Below are 18,668 nucleotides of genomic sequence, written 5' to 3'. Positions count from 1 at the left end.
CCCTTTCACGGCGGTAACACGGGTTCGAATCCCGTACGGGTCATACTAAGTGCAGTAGATGAATTTACATCTACTGCACTTTTTAATTTACTAGATACTTAGATTAATAACATACCTCTATTAAATGAAAGCCTACCCAGATTAATCATTCTGTGTAGGCTTGTTGTTTTTCAAATTAGCGATTAAATTTTTCGTCCTTTTCCATATGGAATGCAAAGAGGTGTACCAAATATGGGATCTGCCGTCATTTGGCAATCAAGGTCAAACACATGACTAACTAAATCAGTTGTCATAATTTCTTCTGGTTTCCCTTGACGATAGACACCACGGTCACGCACTGTAATAATATGATCGGCATAGCGACATGCAAGATTAATATCATGTAATACCATAATAATTGTTCGCTTTTGCTGTTGGTTTAAGTCATATAGTAAATCTAATACGTCTATTTGATGGGTTAAATCTAAGTATGTCGTAGGCTCGTCTAAAAGAATGATATCTGTATCTTGAGCAAGTGTCATAGCAATCCAAGCACGTTGACGTTGTCCTCCTGATAGCTCGTCTACTGGTCTATCTTGTAAATGCTCGGTACCTGTAGCTTTTAAAGCGTTTAAAACGATTTCTTCATCCTTTTCAGTCCATTGTTGACGCCAATTTTGGTAAGGATAGCGGCCTTGTTTTACAAGTTGTAAGACAGTTAAGCCTTCTGGTGCAACAGGAGATTGAGGAAGAATAGAGAGGTTTTTAGCCACTTGTTTTGTTGATAATTTAAAAATATCCTCACCATTTAATAAAACGGAGCCTTTTTTAGGTTTTAATAATCGAGCAATGGAGCGCAAGAGTGTGGATTTACCACAGCCATTCGCTCCAATTAATACAGTAATTTCATTCAAAGGAATAGATAAATTGAGATCTTCGATAATATTGAAATCACCATAACTTAATGTTAGAGATTTGGTTAATAAAGATTCAGTCATGTAGTATAGACTCCTTTATTTATTAGGGTTTCTAAATAATAAATAGATAAAATAAGGTGCACCGATGGCAGCAGTAAAGACGCCTGCGGGTACTTCTAATGGGCTAAATGCTGTGCGACCTATAATATCTGCAACCATTACAAGTAATGCACCAATTGCTGCGGATGCTGGAATAAGTACACCGAATGATGAACCAACGATGCGTCGTGCAATATGAGGAGCCATTAATCCTACAAACCCAATGGCGCCAGCAAATGCTATAGCACTCGCTACAAGACTGGAACATAATAGAATTAAATAAAGGCGTGTTTTTTGGACAGATTGCCCTAGGCTTGATGCTGTATCATCACCTAATTCTTGAACATTTAACTGTCGTGTAATAAATAAAGTGATAAGTAGAAGCACGATGATCAAAGGAACAACGATTTGTACTTGATCCCAATCTGCACTTTTGACACTACCTGTAATCCACTTATTCGCTTCACTTGCTTGATAAATTGGGCCGATAATCATTAGCATTGTAGTAATTGCTTGCATGAATGCCGACACGCTAATACCGATTAAGACAAGACGATGTGGTGTGACACCATCTTTCCAAGCAAATAGGTAAACTATACATCCGACGATAGTAGCCCCTGTAAATCCTGCTAATGGCAACCATTCTATACTAACAGTTAAAGAGTGATTGGAATCACTGAAAATGGCTAAGAAACCAACAACCGCTGCCCCACCACCAGCAGATATGCCGATTATATCAGGTGAGGCAAGTGGATTTTTAATGATTCCTTGTAAAACTGCACCTGCTACGGCTAATGCCATTCCAGCAAACAAAGCCATGAAAATTCGAGGCATTCGAAAATCAATAATGATCAGTTGATCAAAATCTGAGCCGTAACCAAAAAAAGCTTGTAAAACTTTTAATGGATTGATGAATGAATCACCAAATGATGCACTAAGAAAGAAAACAGCAAGAGCTAGTAGGCAAATCACTATTAATTTTTTTATAGCTTGTACATCTAATAAAAATGAAATTTTTTGTTGAAGTAGACGAATTGTTTTTACATGTTTCATTATTTTTTTCCACCTTTTCGCGCAAGGTAAATAAAGAATGGTGTGCCAATCATAGCTGTCATGACTCCTACTGGAACTTCTTGAGGCATGATAATATAACGAGCCGCAACATCAGCCAGCAATAAAAGGATCCCCCCAAGTAAAGCAGCCATAGGAATAAGCCATCGATGATCGGTGCCGACAAACTTGCGCGCAAAATGGGGAACGACAATCCCTATAAAACCAATGGGGCCAGCAATTGCAACTGCTCCACCAGCTAAAAAAATAACAATAAGACCTACTAATATCTTCATAAGTCCTAAACGTAAACCAAGACCTCTTGCTACATCATCACCTAGAGCGAGAATATTCATTTTAGGGGAAATGATGAGAGCAGCAATCCACCCAATTACTAAATAAGGTAGAACAGAAAGTAAAATTTCAAGTTTTCTACCTTGTACAGAGCCTGCTAACCAAAACAAAACTTGATCAAGCTCTGCTTCATTTGTAGCGAGTAAACCTTGTGTAAATGATGCAAATAGGGCACTAATGGCAGCACCAGCTAAAGTTATTTTCACTGGAGTAACAGCATCTCTACCTGAGAAACTAATCCCATAAACGGATAATGCAGCGATTGCTGCACCAAGAAATGCAATCCATGCAAAAGATTGCAAGCTTGAAATGTGGAAAAAAATCATAGCAAAGACAACAGCAAAGCCTGCTCCTGCATTAATGCCCAAAATTCCAGGAGAGGCTAATGGATTTTTCGTTAAGGTCTGCATAAGCACGCCTGTAATGGCTAACGAAGCACCAACGCAACTGGCTATAAGAGCTCTTGGAATTCGAACATTTTGAATAATAAGATGCTCATTTGAATTGTTAAATTGTTTAAAAGATTCATACGTAGTTTGAATAGAGGTATTTGCATAACCGTACACAATACTGATCCCCATACAAAGAAGTAATAGTATAACTCCTACTAATAAAGCAATCATCTTGGAATAATTATTTTGTAATATCATATTTAACGTGTACTCTTTTCTTGGGAAATTATTAAATTAGTTATTGACATTGATAGATACATCCAATACGATTAATATCGTTCTTAGACAAATGAAAGTGATTTTCATTCTCGTCTAATATGCTTAAACATTTTATCATATACAATGGAGGAAGAAAAGGTGCAAAAAGCATTTCAAAAACTATTAGTTTTGCTGGCTGTGGTTGCTATTTTTGTTCTGGCAGCTTGCGGTAATTCTAAGGATAATACCAAAGAAGAAAGTACAAAAGAAAGCAATGCTTACAGTGTTGACCATGCAATGGGGACAACTGAAGTAAAAGACACACCAAAACGTATTGTTGTTTTAACTAATGAGGGAACAGAAGCATTATTAGCTCTAGGTATTAAACCAGTAGGTGCGGTACAATCTTGGACAGGCGATCCATGGTATGATCACATTAAGGATCAAATGGAAGGTGTGGAGGTTGTCGGTATTGAACATGAAATTAATATCGAAAAAATAGCTTCTTTGAAGCCAGATTTAATCATTGGCAATAAATTACGACAAGAAAAAGATTATGCTAAACTTAGCAAAATTGCTCCAACTGTATTTTCTGATACATTACGCGGTGACTGGAAAGAGAATTTTAAATTATACGCAAAAGCAGTAAATCAAGAAACAAAAGGTGAAGAAGTGCTAAAAGCTTACGAAGATAAGCTACAAGCACTGAAAGAAGAACTTGGAGAACAAACAAACCAAGAAGTTTCATTTGTACGCTTTATGGCCGATAAATCTCGTATCTATTACACAGATTCATTCTCAGGTGTGATTTTTGATGCTTTAGGATTTAAACGTGTTGCAGCGCAAGCAGATTTATTTAAAGATAATGCAAAACTAGGAAACTTAGCGATTGAAGTAGGGAAAGAAGCGATCCCTCAAATGGATGGGGATGTTATTTTCTACTTCACGTACATGCCAACAGGTGATGACTCAGCATTAGCAACTGAACAAGAGTGGACACAAGACCCACTATGGAAAAACCTAACGGCTGTCCAAAAAGGCAATGCACATAAAGTGGATGATGTCATTTGGAATACGGCTGGAGGCATTTTAGCTGCGAATATTATGCTAGATCAAGTGGAAGAAATCTTTGTTAAATAATTTTCTCATAAACTATACATTTATCGGTGTTCGATGAATGTATAGTTTTTTTACTTCCTAATATATACTCTCCTGGTACTTTAAAGTTAGATAGACTATGATGTAGATATTGACCGTAAATTGAGGGGGGATATCGATGAACGAAAAATTAAGGTGGGTTTATAATCAGCATTATTTAGAGCAAGACAATGTAAAACAAGCAACAGCAATACGTCCCTATTTCTCACTGGACCAAGTAAAGAGGGTTAGTCAGTTTCAGCGTACATATGATCAATTTGAAAAGACACCTCTCCATCAACTTGATGCACTTGCTTCATGTATGGATGTAGAAAAGATCTTCGTTAAAGATGAATCTTATCGATTTGGTTTAAATGCCTTTAAAGTTTTAGGCGGTATTTATGCAATTGCGCAATATGTTGCTAATAAGCTTGGGAGGAATATAGAGGAGCTATCGTTTGAACAGTTAAAATCTCCAGAAGTAAGAGCGCAAGTAGGCAATTTAACATTTATTTCAACGACAGATGGTAATCATGGTCGTGGTGTGGCATGGGCAGCCAGAGAACTGGGTTTTCAAGCGCGAATATATATGCCAGCTGGCAGCGCGGCTGAGCGTCTACAGCATATTAAAAATGAAGGGGCTTTTGCTGAAATTACGACAATGAATTATGACGATACTGTTCGTTATACCTCACAGCTTGCACTAGAAAATGGTTGGGTATTGATTCAGGATACAATGTGGGAGGGCTATGATGAAATTCCATTATGGATTATGCAAGGGTACACAACCCTTGTACAGGAGATTGTTGAACAGATTCAGCAAGCCCCAACACATGTATTTTTGCAAGCTGGTGTTGGGTCCTTTGCAGGATCGGTTGTAGCATTTTTACAACAATTCTATGAGCAGGAAATTACATTTGTCTTGGTTGAGCCACATGTCGCTAATTGCTATTATGAAAGCTTTAAGAAAAATACAGATCAATTTGTCACTGTTGGTGGGGAGATGCAAACTATAATGGCAGGTCTTGCTTGTGGTGAACCGAATCCACAGGCTTGGCAAATCTTAAAAGCCTACACAAAAATAAGTATCTCCTGTGAGGAAGAAATAGCAGCAACAGGTATGCGCGTTCTAGGAAATCCTTTAGCTACAGACACTCGCATTATAGCAGGTGAATCAGGAGCGGCGCCATTTGGTTGCTTTTATGAAATAATGGTAAATGATCAATATCAAGAATTAAAACAAGCCTTGCACCTAAATGAACAGGCGAGGGTGCTGTTTATTAATACAGAGGGTGATACAGATAAAGAGAGTTATCAACAAATAGTATGGCATGGGAAATATGCGAATCAATAGCAAACTAGTGATTTACTAGTTTGCTATTTTTACTTTTGTAAAAGGAATTGAAAGTATAATTAAGTTTAATTAAATTTTTTTATTTTGCTCTTGACCTTAACGTTGCGTCAAAGCTTACAGTAGCATTAGTGGAGGTGATGAGATGGAATATACCATTCAGGAGCTTGCTCAACTATCGGGTGTTAGTACAAGAACATTGCGTTATTATGATGAAATTGGATTGCTGAAACCAGCAAGAACCAATGAGGCAGGTTATCGATTTTATGGCCAATGGGAGGTCGATATGTTGCAGCAGATTTTATTTTACCGTGCTTTGGATATGAAATTAGCGACAATTCAGGCTATTATTCAAGCACCAAACTTTCAGCATGCTGAGGCGCTCAAAACACATAGAGCTGCTTTGCTTCAACGCAAAGAGCAGTTGGAAACGATCTTACAGACAGTAGAAAAAACAATACAATCCATTGAGGAGGAACAACCAATGTCAAATGAAGAAAAATTTAAAGGCTTTAAAGAAAAGTTAATTGAGAATAACGAAAAGCAGTACGGCAAAGAAATCCGTGAGAAATATGGGAATGAAACAGTGGATGCATCCAATGCTAAGCTTATGAACATGACGGAGCAACAATATGAAGCGATGCAACAGCTAGAACAGCAAATGTTTGAACGCTTAGCAGAGGCAATGAAACTTGGAGATCCTACAAGTGACATTGCAATGGAAGTTGCAGAGTTGCATAAACGCTGGCTGAACTTTACGTGGAAAGAGTATTCCAAGGAGGCACATGCAGGGCTGGCACAGATGTATATTGCTGATGATCGTTTTACAGCTTATTATGATGAGCGTGGTGAAACAGGAGCAGCGCAATTTTTACATGACGCGATTATAGCTTATACAAGTTAATAGATAGGTCTTCCTTATGCTGACATGTTTTAGAAATCGTAAATTAGGAAAAAATGAAAGCATGAGGAGGAGATTATTGTGAATCAACAAGTAATGCAACAATTAAAAAGACAACTAGAGCAAGAATTACAAGAAATAGAACAACGAATAGAGCAATCAGAGCGACCACAAGCGACAGAACTATCAAATTATGATAATCATCCAGCTGACAATGCTAGTGATTTAACGGATCAGCTTACAGAAATGGCTATCGATGAGCATCGTGGTGATAATGCTGAAGAAATAAAAGAAGCTCTTCAGGCAATGGCAGACGGTACATATGGCAAGTGTGCAGTCTGTGGTAAAGAAATTCCGATTGGTCGCTTAGAGGCAATGCCACAAGCTCTGACATGTGTGGAGCATGCAGAAAAGAAAGAAGACAATTTACGCCCAGTGGAAGAAGATGTTCTTTCTTCAACACCAAAATCAGATGATTTTATTGAGCTGGAGGAATTCGGCTCTTCTGATACACCACAGGATAAAATTTAGTAAGTTTTTCCTCGCAGAAGCAGTATAATAACTGTAGAGGTGAGGATATGAAGATTATTGATTTACATTGTGATGCGCTTTTAAAGTTAACTACTCTTGAAACGGCCAATTTTGCTGATGATGTGCGAATACATGCTAATCAAAAAAGATTGCAATTAGGGCAAGTAGAGGCTCAAGTGTTCGCTATCTTTATTGACCCAACAATCCCACAAAGTTTACAATTTCTTGAGGTCATGCGCCAAATCGAAGCGTTCCATACTCACGTCTTACAAACAGAGGGCATGGTGCATATTACAGATTGGGCACAGTTAGATCGATTAGCTCCACACGAAATAGGAGCCATTTTAAGCCTAGAGGGCTGTAGTGCCATTGGCGAAGATTTAACAAAGCTGACAGCTGTACTTGATGCAGGGGTGAAATTAGTAGGTTTAACGTGGAATGAAGAAAATGCTGTGGCCCATGGTGCTGAACAGGATGCAACACTTGGATTAAAGCCATTTGGTAAAGAAGTTATACAATTATTAAATGAACGCGATATTATTATTGATGTGTCCCATCTAAATGAGCAAAGCTTTTGGGATGTCTTGCCGCTTGCGAAGCATATTATTGCAAGTCATAGTAATGCACGTGCACTATGTGACCACCCGCGTAACTTAACAGATGCACAGGCAAAGGCACTTGTAGAGGCTGGAGGACATATCCATGTTGTTTATTTCCCACTCTTTATTGGCGAAGATGCAACACTAGACCATCTAGTGGGGCATGTAGCGCATTTAGCGAAACTGGTAGGCGTGGAGCATATAGGATTAGGCTCCGATTTTGATGGGATTGATAGGACTGTCAGTGGCTTAGCACATGCAGGAGAGGCACAAAATTTACTAGAGGCATTACGTACACGCTTTTCAGATGAAGAAGTGTATGGTATTGCAAGCCAAAATTTCCGATGCTATGTAAAAAAAGCAGCAACCCGTTAAGGCTGCTGCATCTTAATAAAAGAAATAATGAATTAATAAACCGATTCCTAATAGGAAGCCAAAGAATGTGTTTGTTTGCGCTGTATATTTCATCGCAGGCATTACCTCTTTGGCTTCTTTTTTGTCTCGGAAAATTTGAATGGCACGTAATGGTTTTGGAATGCTTAGGAAGATGATTAATGCCCAAAACGTAATGCCATCAACGGCTACAAGAGCAATCACCCATAAATAGGAGACGATAAAAAAGCCTGATAATACGGAAATTGCATTGTCTCGTCCTACCAAAATAGCCAAGGTTTTTCGTCCGCCTTCTGTATCGCCAACAATATCACGTATATTGTTCGATAGCATAATGGCACCGACTAAAATCATGCTTGGTACAGAAAGCAAGACAGCATCCAATGTTACTGTAAGCGCTTGAATATAGAAGGCAATTAATACAATGCCCATCCCCATTACTGCGCCAGAAACAATTTCACCAAATGGCGAATAGGCGATTGGGTACGGTCCACCTGTATATAAAAAGCCAATAAGCATACAAACAAGTCCGACAGCAGCTAACCACCAAGATGTGGAGGCACATATGTAAATGCCAAGAAGCATGGCAATAGCATAAAAGCTTAATGCAATCATCATAATTGTTTTTGGCTGTACACCATGACGGACAATTGTTCCGCCAATCCCGACGGAATGCTCGTTATCTAATCCTAATTTGTAATCATAATATTCATTGAACATATTCGTTGCTGCTTGTATAAGCATACTTGCAATGAGCATAGCAAAAAATAGTCCAAAATCAATTGTTTCTTTTTCAATTGCTAAGGCAATTGCTGTTCCTAGAAATACTGGAACAAATGAAGCGGTTAAAGTATGTGGACGTGTTAAATGCCACCAAACTTTAAAACCCCTATCAGCTTCAATGACTTTGGTCATAAGGTCTTTCTCTCCTTCAAATGTTGTCGACTCTTCTTATTTTAAACGAAGATTGAGAAAATGGGTAGGTTCACAGCTTATTACATACTGTTTAATGAAAAAAAGTGATACAATAGAACATGCATTTATGAACTGAAAATAAAAAAGAACGATTAGCAACAGTACGAATAACGTGTTGCCAGCCAAAATATGATGTGTTATTTAACCATCATTCATTATGTACATTGCAACAACGGAGGTAATTTTCATGCAACAGAAGTGGTACCAAGCCACAGAAGTAGAAGTGGACTCTTTGGGCCAAAGCCTTCATTTTTATATGGAAACAATTGAAGTAAGTCGCCTATCTGCACTGGCGTTCTATGCAGCTGGCGAGGAATATTATAAAGGTGAACGATTTTATTGGCAAAATAGAGAAAAAACAATGACATTAGTTGGGTTAGGACATGCTCATACTATTCAAAACAACGCTAAAGAAAACCGCTTTGATGCAGTTGAAGCGGAATGGAAAAACTTAACGAAAAACTGTCCAAAGGGTCAACAAGCGTTACAACCAATTTTGTTTGGCGGTTTTACATTTGATCCTCAAAATAATGTAGATGGGGAATGGACGGATTTCCCAGAGGCTTATTTTGCATTAGCAACTTTTCAACTGGTGATACGCGATGATAAAGCATACGTGAGTATTCATCTTTTGACACAAGACCAACAGGCTGAGGATCAGTTTGAAGCGCTAAGAAAAGAGCGCGATCATTTAATCCATGCAGCTCAGGTTAAAGAAGTGAAAACGTATACAAAACCTGAAATCACAAGTTATTTTGAGCCATATAAGGAACCTTATTTAGCTTCAATTGATCAAGTGACAGCATTAATTAAACAGAAAAAGGCAGATAAAGTGGTCATTGCACGATCACTTGCTTTGCAATTTAAAGAGTATGTATCCGCACCACAAGTACTTTCTCAAATTATTCATGAGCAACCAGAAAGCTATTTATTCGGTTTAGAGCATAGACATTTATTGTTTTTCGGAGCATCACCCGAACGACTTGTGAAGGTAGAAGATGGTCGAGCATTTTCATCCTGTATTGCTGGCTCAATTAAGCGAGGTAAGACTGCAGAGGAAGATGAGGCTTTTGGACAAAGTCTATTAAATGATCCTAAAAATGGCGGAGAACATCAGTATGTTGTGGATATGATTGCGGAAACATTCCGTAAAAATTGTGTGGACATGACGGTGCCAGATAGACCGCGCTTGTTAAAAATACGAGATATTCAACATTTGTATACGCCTGTTGAAGGTCAGTTAAATCAGGATGCAACAATCTTACAATTGACTAAATCATTACACCCAACACCTGCTTTAGGTGGTGTACCACGCACAGAAGCATTGGCAGCCATCCGTAAATATGAGCCGATGAATCGAGGGCTGTATGCTGCGCCAATAGGCTGGCTAGATGCAGAGGGTAACGGTGAATTTGCAGTTGCCATACGTTCAGCAGCCTTACTAAATGATAAAGCTTATTTATATGCAGGCGGTGGAATCGTCGCAGATTCAGAGCCACAATCTGAATATGAAGAAACATTAGTAAAATTCCGTCCAATGCTTCGTGCGCTAGGGGGACAATTACATGAGTGAACGAAAAATACTAACAGATTATGTTTATAAAATGGTCGCATCGCTAGTGCAAGCTGGTGTAGAAAATGTTGTCGTTAGCCCAGGCTCACGTTCAACACCGCTTGCTTATGCGGTTGCTTCTACTAAACAAGTAAAAATGTATCGGCAGGTAGATGAGCGCTCAGCAGCATTCTTTGCGCTAGGGCTTGCTAAGGCAACTACTAAGCCTGTGGTTCTTTTATGTACATCTGGTACAGCAGCAGCAAACTATTTTCCTGCGATTGTGGAGGCAAGTTATGCACGTGTACCATTGATCATTATAACTGCTGATCGCCCACATGAATTACGTGAGGTAGGCGCTCCACAGGCTATCAACCAACCCAATTTATATGGTTCACATGTGAAGTGGAGTGTTGACTTTCCGTTAGCAGATGGTGCTGAACCAACATTGCCTTTTATTGAGCGTCATCTTGCTCGTGCGGTAGCCATTGCAACAAGCGCACCATTTGGACCAGTACATATCAATGTACCTTTCCGTGAGCCATTATTAATTGATTTGCAGCAGGACCTACCAGCAGTGTCGTTTAAGCACAGCAGTATGGGACAATTAATCCCAACACGCGTGGATCAGCAGGAACTAGCCTCTATTATAGAATCAACTAAAAGAGGCTTTATGATCATTGGTGAGTTAGCTCTTGGTACAGAATTATCCATTGTTTGGGAATTTGTACGTCAGCTGAAGTGGCCTGTCATTATTGAAAGTTTATCGAATATGCGTACATCCGTACCAGAGGATTGTTTACCATATATCGTGACAACCTATGATGCCATTATGAAGAGTGATGACTTCAAAGCACTAGTGCGACCAGATACAGTAATCCGAATAGGGGCACAACCGGTTTCAAAATTTATGATGCAATTTATCACAAAGTCACGTCCAAATGCGTATGTGATTATCGATGAAGACCCGATGTTTAGAGATGCTACAGGCGTATCTACGCATTTTATTCATGCGAATGTCGATCAGTGGCTAACAGAATTAGCTATCACTGAAACAGCTATCGAGGAAGCATACTTAGCTGAATGGCAAAAAGCGAATCAGCTTGCCTCTATGTATATTGAGCAATACGCAGAGGTAGAAAAGGATGAAGGGGCTATAGTCAGTCGTTTACTCAAAATGATTCCTGACGGTAGTGATATTTTCGTTAGCAGTAGTATGCCAGTACGAGATATTGATACATTTTTATTGGCTACCCCGAAAGATTTACGTGTTTTTGCCAATCGAGGAACGAACGGGATAGATGGTGTCGTATCAACAGCAATCGGTTTCAGTCAAGGAAATAATCGAGAAAGTTATTTACTAATTGGTGATTTAGCCTTTTTACATGATGTGAATGGACTCATTGCTTCCAGATATCAGGAATGTAACTTAACGATTATTGTGATGAATAATGATGGTGGTGGTATTTTTTCATATTTACCACAGTCAACTGTTGAAGATCACTATGAGGATTTATTTGGCACACCAACAGCCCTTGAATTCCGTGATATTGCACATATGTATGAAATGGACTATATACGCGTCGAAACAATCTCTGAGCTTTCTGAGAAATTTTCAGCAAGTAAAAACCGTTCTTTACGATTAGTTGAAATATTTACAGATAGAACCGAGAATGTGAATGCACATCGAGCTCTATGGAATCGAATTAATGCGGAGTTAAAAGCATGACAAAGTGGATGATTCGTGGTCTTGAAACCCATGTGGATATATGGAATGAAGACGGTGAGTACACAGTCGTTGCGTTACATGGATTTACTGGTAGCTCGGCAACTTGGCATAATCTAGCGAAAACTCTACCCCATATTCGTGTTATTGCCGTTGATTTAATCGGACATGGACAAACAGCTATTCCACAGCACGTACAGCGTTTTTCTATGGAAGAGCAATTACAGGATTTAGAAGAACTATTTTGCCAACTCCATTTAGAGAAATTTACGCTGTTAGGCTATTCAATGGGTGGAAGAATCGCTTTATCCTATGCTATTACGTATCCAGATCGCATTCATCGACTCATTTTAGAGAGTGCATCTCCTGGCCTACGAACAATCGAAGAGCAAAATGAACGTTGTAAGCGAGATGAAGCATTGGCGCAAAAAATAATGACAAATGGTATACTGTCCTTTGTCAATGCATGGGAAAACATACCGCTTTTTGCTTCACAGCAACGTCTACCTAAAACTGTAAGAGAAACTATTCGAGAAGAGCGACTATCACAGAAGGAAGAGGGACTCGCTGGTAGCTTGAGAGGTGTTGGGACAGGCGTTCAGCCCTCAAATTGGGATAGACTGGCGCAACTAGAAATACCTGTCCTGCTAATTACTGGTTCATTGGATGAGAAATTTTGTAAAATTGCACTAGAAATGAAAGCGCTATTAAATACTGTTAAGCATTTAACAGTAAATGACGCTGGACATGCAATTCATGTGGAAAATCCCGCTGAGTTTGCTACAATAGTAGAGGAGTATTTAACGTAATATATGATTACGTTAGCGCCTCGCTAGAAACGAGACGAATTTAATGATATAGGAGGCAATTCAATGACACGTCAATGGACTACATTACATACTTATGAAGACATTAAGTATGAGTTCTATAACGGTATCGCAAAAATTACGATTAACCGTCCAGAAGTGCGTAATGCATTCCGCCCAAAAACGGTTATGGAAATGATTGACGCATTCTCACGTGCACGCGATGATAAAAATATCGGTGTTATTATTCTAACTGGTGAAGGTGAACATGCTTTCTGCTCAGGCGGAGACCAAAAAGTTCGCGGTCACGGTGGCTACGTAGGGGAAGATGAAATACCACGTCTAAACGTTCTTGATTTACAACGTTTAATCCGTGTCATTCCAAAACCTGTCGTAGCAATGGTAGCTGGCTATGCAATTGGTGGAGGTCACGTTTTACATGTTGTTTGTGACTTAACAATTGCTGCTGACAATGCTCGCTTTGGACAAACTGGACCAAAAGTAGGTTCATTCGACGCTGGTTATGGCTCAGGCTATCTTGCTCGTATTATTGGTCATAAAAAGGCACGCGAAATTTGGTACCTTTGCCGTCAATACGATGCACAACAAGCACTTGATATGGGCTTAGTCAATACGGTTGTGCCTTATGCGCAATTGGAAGATGAAACAGTTCAATGGTGTGAAGAAATGCTTCAAATGTCACCAACTGCACTACGCTTCTTAAAAGCAGCGATGAATGCAGATACAGACGGTTTAGCAGGTCTTCAACAAATGGCTGGAGACGCTACACTTCTTTACTACACAACTGATGAAGCAAAAGAAGGTCGCGACGCATTCAAAGAAAAACGTCAACCAGATTTTGGTCAATTCCCAAGATTCCCTTGATTAATAGAGGATTTAAAGCTCGTATCTTTTTGGAGATACGAGCTTTTTATATGTCTAGAGAAGATTGGTGGATAGAATGCTAAAAGAAGGGGATAGAAGCAGCTAAGAGGTGGATAAAAGGCTTAAACTAGCGGATAGCACCTAAAATGTGAAGGATATTGTAGGGCTTGCGATAGGAGAGCATTCCTAAAGTAACAGACTGACATGCAAATGGACAAAATATATGATAAAACGTTAAGATGTAGGTGATTGGAGTGACAAAGATGTATCCTAACTGGATTTTACAACGAGCTTATTTAACACCATTACGCAAGGCACTTACTTTTAAAAAGCAAAGCTGGACTTTTCAAGAATTAAGTGATGAATCGATAAAGCGTGCCCGACAATTAGTGACACTCGGTATACAACAGGGTGATCGAATTGCTATCATGGGGCCAAGTAAGCCTGAATTAGTTATCATGATGTATGCCTGCATGCATTTGCAATGTGAGATGGTCATGCTTAATCGCAGACTTTCACAGGATGAGCTAGCTTATCAGCTAAAGGATTCAGAGGCTGTAGCAGTGTTGATTGCCGATGAGGATGTAGAAAAGCTACCATCTGAAACAACCTATCATTTATTTTCAGCAATTGAAGAGGGTGCAGAGGGTGCAGTAAATATTGTCAAAGAATGGCCTCTTCATCAAACAACAACAATTATGTATACTTCGGGTACAACGGGCTTTCCTAAAGGTGTTCGCCAAACAGTTGGAAATCATCAGGCTAGTGCGACTGCCTCTGTTTTAAATATTGGGCTACAGGCTCAGGATGTTTGGCTATGTGCGGTACCTTTATTCCATATTAGTGGATTTTCCATACTAGTGCGATCACTACTATATGGTAATCAAATCTTTTTATATGATCAATTTGATGTGGAAGCTATCGCACAAAATATTATGGATGGGGATGTCACCCATATGTCTGTTGTAGCGGTGACCTTGGAACGAATTCTACATACGCTAGAGCAACGCAATGCGAAAGCTTCCTCTTATTTTAAGCTGATGTTAGCAGGAGGTGGGCCTGTTCCCGTTGATTATTTAGCAAGAGCACATGCATTAAATTTAGCTGTCGCACAAACGTATGGAATGACTGAAACCTCCTCGCAAACAGCTACATTGGCAAGTGAAGATGCTATGCGGAAAATTGGTTCTGCTGGAAAGCCTTTATTTTTTAATCAAATAATGATTGCTGAGCCAAATGCTAAGGGTGAAGGGGAAATTTGCATTCGAGGGCCCCATGTCACACCTGGCTATATTGGACGTTTTGCACAAAAAAATGCAACGAAGGCTGGCTGGCTTCATACAGGTGATATTGGTTATGTGGATGAAGAGGGTTATTTATTCGTCATTGATCGAAGGGCAGATTTAATCATTTCAGGGGGAGAAAATATTTATCCTGCAGAAATAGAAAACGTGCTACTCACACATCCAGCTGTCAAAGAAGCGGGTGTATGTGGGATGCCTGATGAACAATGGGGGCAGGTGCCAATTGCATTTATCGTGCTAAATGAGCAGCTATCTGTTGAGCAATTACAAGCCTTTTGTTTACAGAAACTTGCTAAATATAAAGTGCCTAAGGAAATTATTATCACAGACAGTCTACCACGCAATGGTGCGGATAAATTGTTGAGACGGAAATTATTACAATAAAAATCTTGTGAAAGAAGTCTTCTTAAAAGGAAGGCTTCTTTTTTATTTAAACTTTTAGCATGAAATTAATCATTTATTAACATAATAAAAAAAGAGAGGCATAAACTATTTAGTAAAGGAGAATGACTCATATGAGGAAATATATATATAATGTTGTCATTATATTATTTGTTCTACAAATGAGTCATGTGCAAGTATTTGCAAACTATGAAAAAGAAGATGTAGCAACAGCTCATTCAATTGAAACACTACAATCTCTCATTAATAAAGAAGTTATGCAACTATCATCCGAATTCTCGATTCGTTATACTGGCGACATAGCCGAGATAAAAGATGAACTAACAGAAATTACTAAAGATGCAATTGAAAACTCTTATATTTATACTAATATTTCAAGTTTCCAATGGAAGTACGAAGGTTATAGCAATAATATTGTCATTGCATTTGCATTTACGTACCATCTATCCCAAACGGAGGCATTATTTGTAGAGCAAACGTTGGCGAATATTATTGCACCTATGCATGGATTAAGTGACATAGAAAAACTACAGGCTGCACATGATTTTATTGTCTTGTCCGCGGAATACTCTAAGGAAACGGAAGGAAGTCAATATTCTCCTTATACATTATTAACGGAGAATAAGGGCGTCTGTCAGGCATATGCTTTAGTGTTATACCGAATGTTAGAGATGTTGGGCTTTGAGGTACAATATGTACCTGGAAAAGTAGGAGAACAGCTACATGCCTGGGTATTAGTGAAACTTGATCATGCTTGGTATCATATTGATGTGACATGGGATGACCCTTTGCCTGATCGTAAAGGGGAAGTGCGCTATCAATATTTTTTAGTGTCGGATCGCCAATTAGCACAAGATCATACCTGGGATTATGCAAGTTTCCCTGCTGCAACAAGCGAGAAATATATAGATTTGCAGGAAGAAACGAAAAGACAAAGTTTAGCAACGCCTATACAACATCGTTTCAATCAAAATATGGGATTATCAATCATTGGAGAAAATAGGTTAGCCGTACAACAATTAGTGGAACAGCAGATGAAGCTTGTTACACAAAAAACAGATAAACAAGACAATCTAGTTCAGTTTGACTTTACTGAATGGGCACCGATGCTAGTAGAAAGTAGTATAACGGCTTTTGTTACAATTCAGCCAAAAGTTAAGCATGTGACTAAGCAAAAAACAATGAAGTGGCTAGCGTCTTTTTATCGAACGGAAAAAAGAATGCCACAAGAAAAATACGTCATAATAAAGGAGGTGTCCCATCCATTGCGGGGCACCTCCTTACTCATATCATTGAACGCTTAAAGCTTTTTCTAATGTGTCAATATTTTTTTGCATCAATGTGAAATAGGTTTCCTCATTTTTTTCATCATCAGCTGTTAATACGCTTAAATTATGCAAGACAAGCGATTCTGCACCAACTTCTTTTTGAATAACCTCTGCTAATTTGGAAGAGACATTCTGTTCAAATAAAATATAATGAATGTGCAATTCATTTGCTTTGTCTACAATCTTTGTTAATTCTTTTTGAGATGGCTCATTTTGTGAATTCAAGCCAGCAATCGGCACTTGAGTTAAGCCGTATTGACCAGCAATATAGCCAAATGCAGCATGGGATACAAAGAATGTTTTATTTTGTGCTTTGTCAGTCATTGCTTTGAAATCTTGATCTAAATCCTGTAATTCTTTTACTAATGCCTCATAATTTGTGTTAAAAGTTGCCTCCTGAGCTGGCATTTTTTCAACGAGTGTGTTTTTGATAGACAGTGCTAAGTCTTGACTAATTGTAGGAGATAACCAAACATGCGGATCGATATCGCCATGCTCATGCTCATCATGTCCATGTTCTTCAGCTTCATGTTCATGATCGTCTTCTGTGGCACCATGCTCATGATCGTCATGAGCGTCTGCTTCATGTTCATCATCCTCTGCATGAACATGTCCTGTGCTTACCGCTAATTTTTCATCTGAAACATCATCAGCAGTTGCCACCATTGTGACATCTTCGTTCGCTAAAGTTTTTTTAGCGTTTTCTACAAATCCTTCAAGTCCTAAGCCAATATAGAAAAAGATATCAGCATCTGCTAATTTCATCATATCTTTTTGAGTTGGCTCGAAGGTATGTTCATTCGCACCAGCTGGGTAAATAGAAGCTACTTCAACAGCATCTCCACCAATGCGCTGTGCAAAATAGCTTAACGGATAAACTGTTGTATAAATACTTAACTTATCTTTTTCCTCAGTCTTTTGTGATGTAGACGATTTGTCTCCACAAGCAGCAGTAAATAAAGCAAGAACTGCGACTAACAATAATAAATACAGTTTTTTCATATAAGTAAGATACCTCTCTTAAATAGTAATCATTACGATTTATTTTTTAGAACAGTTATTATGATAACGCACAACTTAAAAAAGTACAAGAAAAAAATGCCCTCCGAAAATTAATTCTTTTTCGAAGGCCATTTTTCAGGCACAGGATCAAAGCCACCAGGATGAAATGGATGGCATTTAGATATACGTGTAATGGTTAAGAGGAAGCCTTTGAATGCACCGTGCTTTTGAAAAGCTTCGAGCCCGTAAGAAGAACAAGTAGGATGAAAACGACAGGTTGGTGGCGTCATCGGTGAAATGAATTTTCTATAAAATTGGATGAGCCAAATAAAGGGGTATTTCATCGCTGCTCTTCCTTTTGCTGAGACGTAAGTTGTTCAGGCTTTGGATCAATTGTTTGTGTAAAGATATTATTTTTTTCTTCATAATGATAATGACAGAAACACCAAACATTAGCATCATCATCGCAATCATAATGATAATTGGTAAAGGTACGCCCATTTATTTCACTCCAAATTTAAGTATTGATAATTAATTCTCTTCTTGATGATAGCTTTGCTTCGGTTTTTCATCAACAGTATGTTTAAAGGCATAGGCACGGTTGACACTAATAATCGTCGCAACCGTGATAAAGATAACGATGATAACTGCGACTATTAAGAGCGTAGTTAAACTCATAGTATCCACTCCGTTCTTTATTCATCATACCTATTATAAATTATCTGGT

The 18,668-nt window shown here is 38.7% G+C and carries 19 protein-coding genes; 11 read left to right on the top strand and 8 right to left on the bottom strand.

Annotation, left to right across the window (positions count from 1 at the left end; translation table 11 throughout):
• Positions 1 to 182: 182 nt before the first annotated feature.
• The 3 genes from CD31_RS14375 to CD31_RS14365 are packed head-to-tail and all read right to left on the bottom strand — an operon-like array spanning position 183 to position 3,049.
• Entirely contained in the window at positions 183 to 977 is a 795-nt protein-coding gene (locus tag CD31_RS14375; RefSeq protein ID WP_036078508.1) for an ABC transporter ATP-binding protein, read from the bottom strand.
• A 15-nt stretch (positions 978 to 992) separates the two neighbouring features.
• On the bottom strand, positions 993 to 2,048 hold the full coding sequence (locus CD31_RS14370) for a FecCD family ABC transporter permease (RefSeq protein WP_036078506.1): 1,056 nt from the start codon (positions 2,046 to 2,048) through the stop codon (positions 993 to 995).
• Positions 2,048 to 3,049 (bottom strand): FecCD family ABC transporter permease, encoded by a 1,002-nt coding sequence (locus tag CD31_RS14365; protein ID WP_036078504.1) that lies wholly within the window; start codon positions 3,047 to 3,049, stop codon positions 2,048 to 2,050. The genes CD31_RS14370 and CD31_RS14365 overlap by 1 nt, the downstream gene beginning before the upstream one ends.
• Positions 3,050 to 3,193: 144 nt before the next feature.
• Here CD31_RS14365 and CD31_RS14360 point away from each other — a divergent pair, with 144 nt between their 5' ends.
• The 5 genes from CD31_RS14360 to CD31_RS14340 all read left to right on the top strand — a co-directional run bounded on the left by CD31_RS14360 (position 3,194) and on the right by CD31_RS14340 (position 7,943).
• Positions 3,194 to 4,189, top strand: a complete 996-nt coding sequence (locus CD31_RS14360; RefSeq protein ID WP_036078502.1) for an ABC transporter substrate-binding protein — start codon at positions 3,194 to 3,196, stop codon at positions 4,187 to 4,189.
• A 136-nt stretch (positions 4,190 to 4,325) separates the two neighbouring features.
• Positions 4,326 to 5,540, top strand: a complete 1,215-nt coding sequence (locus CD31_RS14355; RefSeq protein WP_036078500.1) for a diaminopropionate ammonia-lyase — start codon at positions 4,326 to 4,328, stop codon at positions 5,538 to 5,540.
• A gap of 142 nt (positions 5,541 to 5,682) precedes the next feature.
• Positions 5,683 to 6,441, top strand: coding sequence for a MerR family transcriptional regulator (locus CD31_RS14350; RefSeq protein ID WP_036078498.1), 759 nt, complete (start codon positions 5,683 to 5,685; stop codon positions 6,439 to 6,441).
• Positions 6,442 to 6,519: 78 nt separating this feature from the next.
• Complete coding sequence (locus CD31_RS14345; RefSeq protein ID WP_036078497.1) at positions 6,520 to 6,969, top strand: TraR/DksA C4-type zinc finger protein; 450 nt, start codon at positions 6,520 to 6,522, stop codon at positions 6,967 to 6,969.
• Positions 6,970 to 7,016: 47 nt separating this feature from the next.
• Positions 7,017 to 7,943 (top strand): dipeptidase, encoded by a 927-nt coding sequence (locus CD31_RS14340; RefSeq protein ID WP_036078495.1) that lies wholly within the window; start codon positions 7,017 to 7,019, stop codon positions 7,941 to 7,943.
• Between the two features lie 12 nt (positions 7,944 to 7,955).
• On the opposite strand, the gene CD31_RS14335 is transcribed toward CD31_RS14340, so the two are convergent.
• Positions 7,956 to 8,876, bottom strand: coding sequence for a 1,4-dihydroxy-2-naphthoate polyprenyltransferase (locus CD31_RS14335; RefSeq protein ID WP_036078494.1), 921 nt, complete (start codon positions 8,874 to 8,876; stop codon positions 7,956 to 7,958).
• 247 nt (positions 8,877 to 9,123) lie between these two features.
• On the opposite strand from CD31_RS14335, the gene CD31_RS14330 reads away from it, so the two are divergent.
• The 6 genes from CD31_RS14330 to CD31_RS14305 all read left to right on the top strand — a co-directional run bounded on the left by CD31_RS14330 (position 9,124) and on the right by CD31_RS14305 (position 16,915).
• Positions 9,124 to 10,509, top strand: a complete 1,386-nt coding sequence (locus CD31_RS14330; RefSeq protein WP_036078490.1) for an isochorismate synthase — start codon at positions 9,124 to 9,126, stop codon at positions 10,507 to 10,509.
• Positions 10,502 to 12,217: a 2-succinyl-5-enolpyruvyl-6-hydroxy-3-cyclohexene-1-carboxylic-acid synthase gene (menD, locus tag CD31_RS14325; protein WP_036078487.1), complete on the top strand. Its 1,716-nt coding sequence runs from the start codon at positions 10,502 to 10,504 to the stop codon at positions 12,215 to 12,217. Before CD31_RS14330 ends, menD begins: the two co-directional genes overlap by 8 nt.
• The gene (menH, locus tag CD31_RS14320; protein WP_036078485.1) at positions 12,214 to 13,023 is read left to right on the top strand and encodes a 2-succinyl-6-hydroxy-2,4-cyclohexadiene-1-carboxylate synthase; all 810 of its coding nucleotides are present in this window, start codon (positions 12,214 to 12,216) and stop codon (positions 13,021 to 13,023) included. The genes menD and menH overlap by 4 nt, the downstream gene beginning before the upstream one ends.
• A gap of 63 nt (positions 13,024 to 13,086) precedes the next feature.
• A complete protein-coding gene (gene menB / locus CD31_RS14315) occupies positions 13,087 to 13,905 on the top strand; it encodes a 1,4-dihydroxy-2-naphthoyl-CoA synthase (RefSeq protein WP_004225917.1) in 819 nt (272 codons plus the stop codon).
• A gap of 263 nt (positions 13,906 to 14,168) precedes the next feature.
• Positions 14,169 to 15,593 carry an o-succinylbenzoate--CoA ligase gene (locus CD31_RS14310; RefSeq protein ID WP_016992518.1) on the top strand — a complete coding sequence of 475 codons (1,425 nt, stop codon included), beginning with the start codon at positions 14,169 to 14,171 and terminating at the stop codon, positions 15,591 to 15,593.
• Between the two features lie 131 nt (positions 15,594 to 15,724).
• A complete protein-coding gene (locus tag CD31_RS14305; RefSeq protein ID WP_016992519.1) occupies positions 15,725 to 16,915 on the top strand; it encodes a transglutaminase domain-containing protein in 1,191 nt (396 codons plus the stop codon).
• Here the strand turns inward: CD31_RS14305 and CD31_RS14300 are convergent.
• From CD31_RS14300 to ytzI, 4 genes are all read right to left on the bottom strand, one after another.
• Entirely contained in the window at positions 16,901 to 17,941 is a 1,041-nt protein-coding gene (locus CD31_RS14300) for a metal ABC transporter solute-binding protein, Zn/Mn family (RefSeq protein WP_016992520.1), read from the bottom strand. The two genes, CD31_RS14305 and CD31_RS14300, sit on opposite strands and share 15 nt — an antisense overlap.
• 110 nt (positions 17,942 to 18,051) lie before the next feature.
• Positions 18,052 to 18,285, bottom strand: coding sequence for a membrane protein insertion efficiency factor YidD (yidD, locus tag CD31_RS14295; RefSeq protein ID WP_016992521.1), 234 nt, complete (start codon positions 18,283 to 18,285; stop codon positions 18,052 to 18,054).
• Positions 18,248 to 18,442 carry a hypothetical protein gene (locus tag CD31_RS23545; RefSeq protein ID WP_167334367.1) on the bottom strand — a complete coding sequence of 65 codons (195 nt, stop codon included), beginning with the start codon at positions 18,440 to 18,442 and terminating at the stop codon, positions 18,248 to 18,250. Before CD31_RS23545 ends, yidD begins: the two co-directional genes overlap by 38 nt.
• A 30-nt stretch (positions 18,443 to 18,472) precedes the next feature.
• Complete coding sequence (ytzI, locus tag CD31_RS23350; RefSeq protein WP_016992523.1) at positions 18,473 to 18,619, bottom strand: YtzI protein; 147 nt, start codon at positions 18,617 to 18,619, stop codon at positions 18,473 to 18,475.
• Positions 18,620 to 18,668 lie beyond the last annotated feature (49 nt).

Source organism: Lysinibacillus boronitolerans JCM 21713 = 10a = NBRC 103108, assembly GCF_000772935.1.
Lineage (GTDB): Bacteria > Bacillota > Bacilli > Bacillales_A > Planococcaceae > Lysinibacillus > Lysinibacillus boronitolerans.
This window is presented reverse-complemented; position numbering and strand designations above follow the sequence as displayed.

What these genes read in the sequence shown, in the direction of transcription:
- CD31_RS14375 (WP_036078508.1), bottom strand. Translation starts at nt 977, where the DNA reads ATGACTGAATCTTTATTAACCAAATCTCTAACATTAAGTTATGGTGAT.
- CD31_RS14370 (WP_036078506.1), bottom strand. Translation starts at nt 2,048, where the DNA reads ATGAAACATGTAAAAACAATTCGTCTACTTCAACAAAAAATTTCATTT.
- CD31_RS14365 (WP_036078504.1), bottom strand. Translation starts at nt 3,049, where the DNA reads ATGATATTACAAAATAATTATTCCAAGATGATTGCTTTATTAGTAGGA.
- CD31_RS14360 (WP_036078502.1), top strand. Translation starts at nt 3,194, where the DNA reads ATGGAGGAAGAAAAGGTGCAAAAAGCATTTCAAAAACTATTAGTTTTG.
- CD31_RS14355 (WP_036078500.1), top strand. Translation starts at nt 4,326, where the DNA reads ATGAACGAAAAATTAAGGTGGGTTTATAATCAGCATTATTTAGAGCAA.
- CD31_RS14350 (WP_036078498.1), top strand. Translation starts at nt 5,683, where the DNA reads ATGGAATATACCATTCAGGAGCTTGCTCAACTATCGGGTGTTAGTACA.
- CD31_RS14340 (WP_036078495.1), top strand. Translation starts at nt 7,017, where the DNA reads ATGAAGATTATTGATTTACATTGTGATGCGCTTTTAAAGTTAACTACT.
- CD31_RS14335 (WP_036078494.1), bottom strand. Translation starts at nt 8,876, where the DNA reads ATGACCAAAGTCATTGAAGCTGATAGGGGTTTTAAAGTTTGGTGGCAT.
- CD31_RS14330 (WP_036078490.1), top strand. Translation starts at nt 9,124, where the DNA reads ATGCAACAGAAGTGGTACCAAGCCACAGAAGTAGAAGTGGACTCTTTG.
- menD (WP_036078487.1), top strand. Translation starts at nt 10,502, where the DNA reads ATGAGTGAACGAAAAATACTAACAGATTATGTTTATAAAATGGTCGCA.
- menH (WP_036078485.1), top strand. Translation starts at nt 12,214, where the DNA reads ATGACAAAGTGGATGATTCGTGGTCTTGAAACCCATGTGGATATATGG.
- menB (WP_004225917.1), top strand. Translation starts at nt 13,087, where the DNA reads ATGACACGTCAATGGACTACATTACATACTTATGAAGACATTAAGTAT.
- CD31_RS14310 (WP_016992518.1), top strand. Translation starts at nt 14,169, where the DNA reads ATGTATCCTAACTGGATTTTACAACGAGCTTATTTAACACCATTACGC.
- CD31_RS14305 (WP_016992519.1), top strand. Translation starts at nt 15,725, where the DNA reads ATGAGGAAATATATATATAATGTTGTCATTATATTATTTGTTCTACAA.
- CD31_RS14300 (WP_016992520.1), bottom strand. Translation starts at nt 17,941, where the DNA reads ATGAAAAAACTGTATTTATTATTGTTAGTCGCAGTTCTTGCTTTATTT.
- yidD (WP_016992521.1), bottom strand. Translation starts at nt 18,285, where the DNA reads ATGAAATACCCCTTTATTTGGCTCATCCAATTTTATAGAAAATTCATT.
- CD31_RS23545 (WP_167334367.1), bottom strand. Translation starts at nt 18,442, where the DNA reads ATGGGCGTACCTTTACCAATTATCATTATGATTGCGATGATGATGCTA.
- ytzI (WP_016992523.1), bottom strand. Translation starts at nt 18,619, where the DNA reads ATGAGTTTAACTACGCTCTTAATAGTCGCAGTTATCATCGTTATCTTT.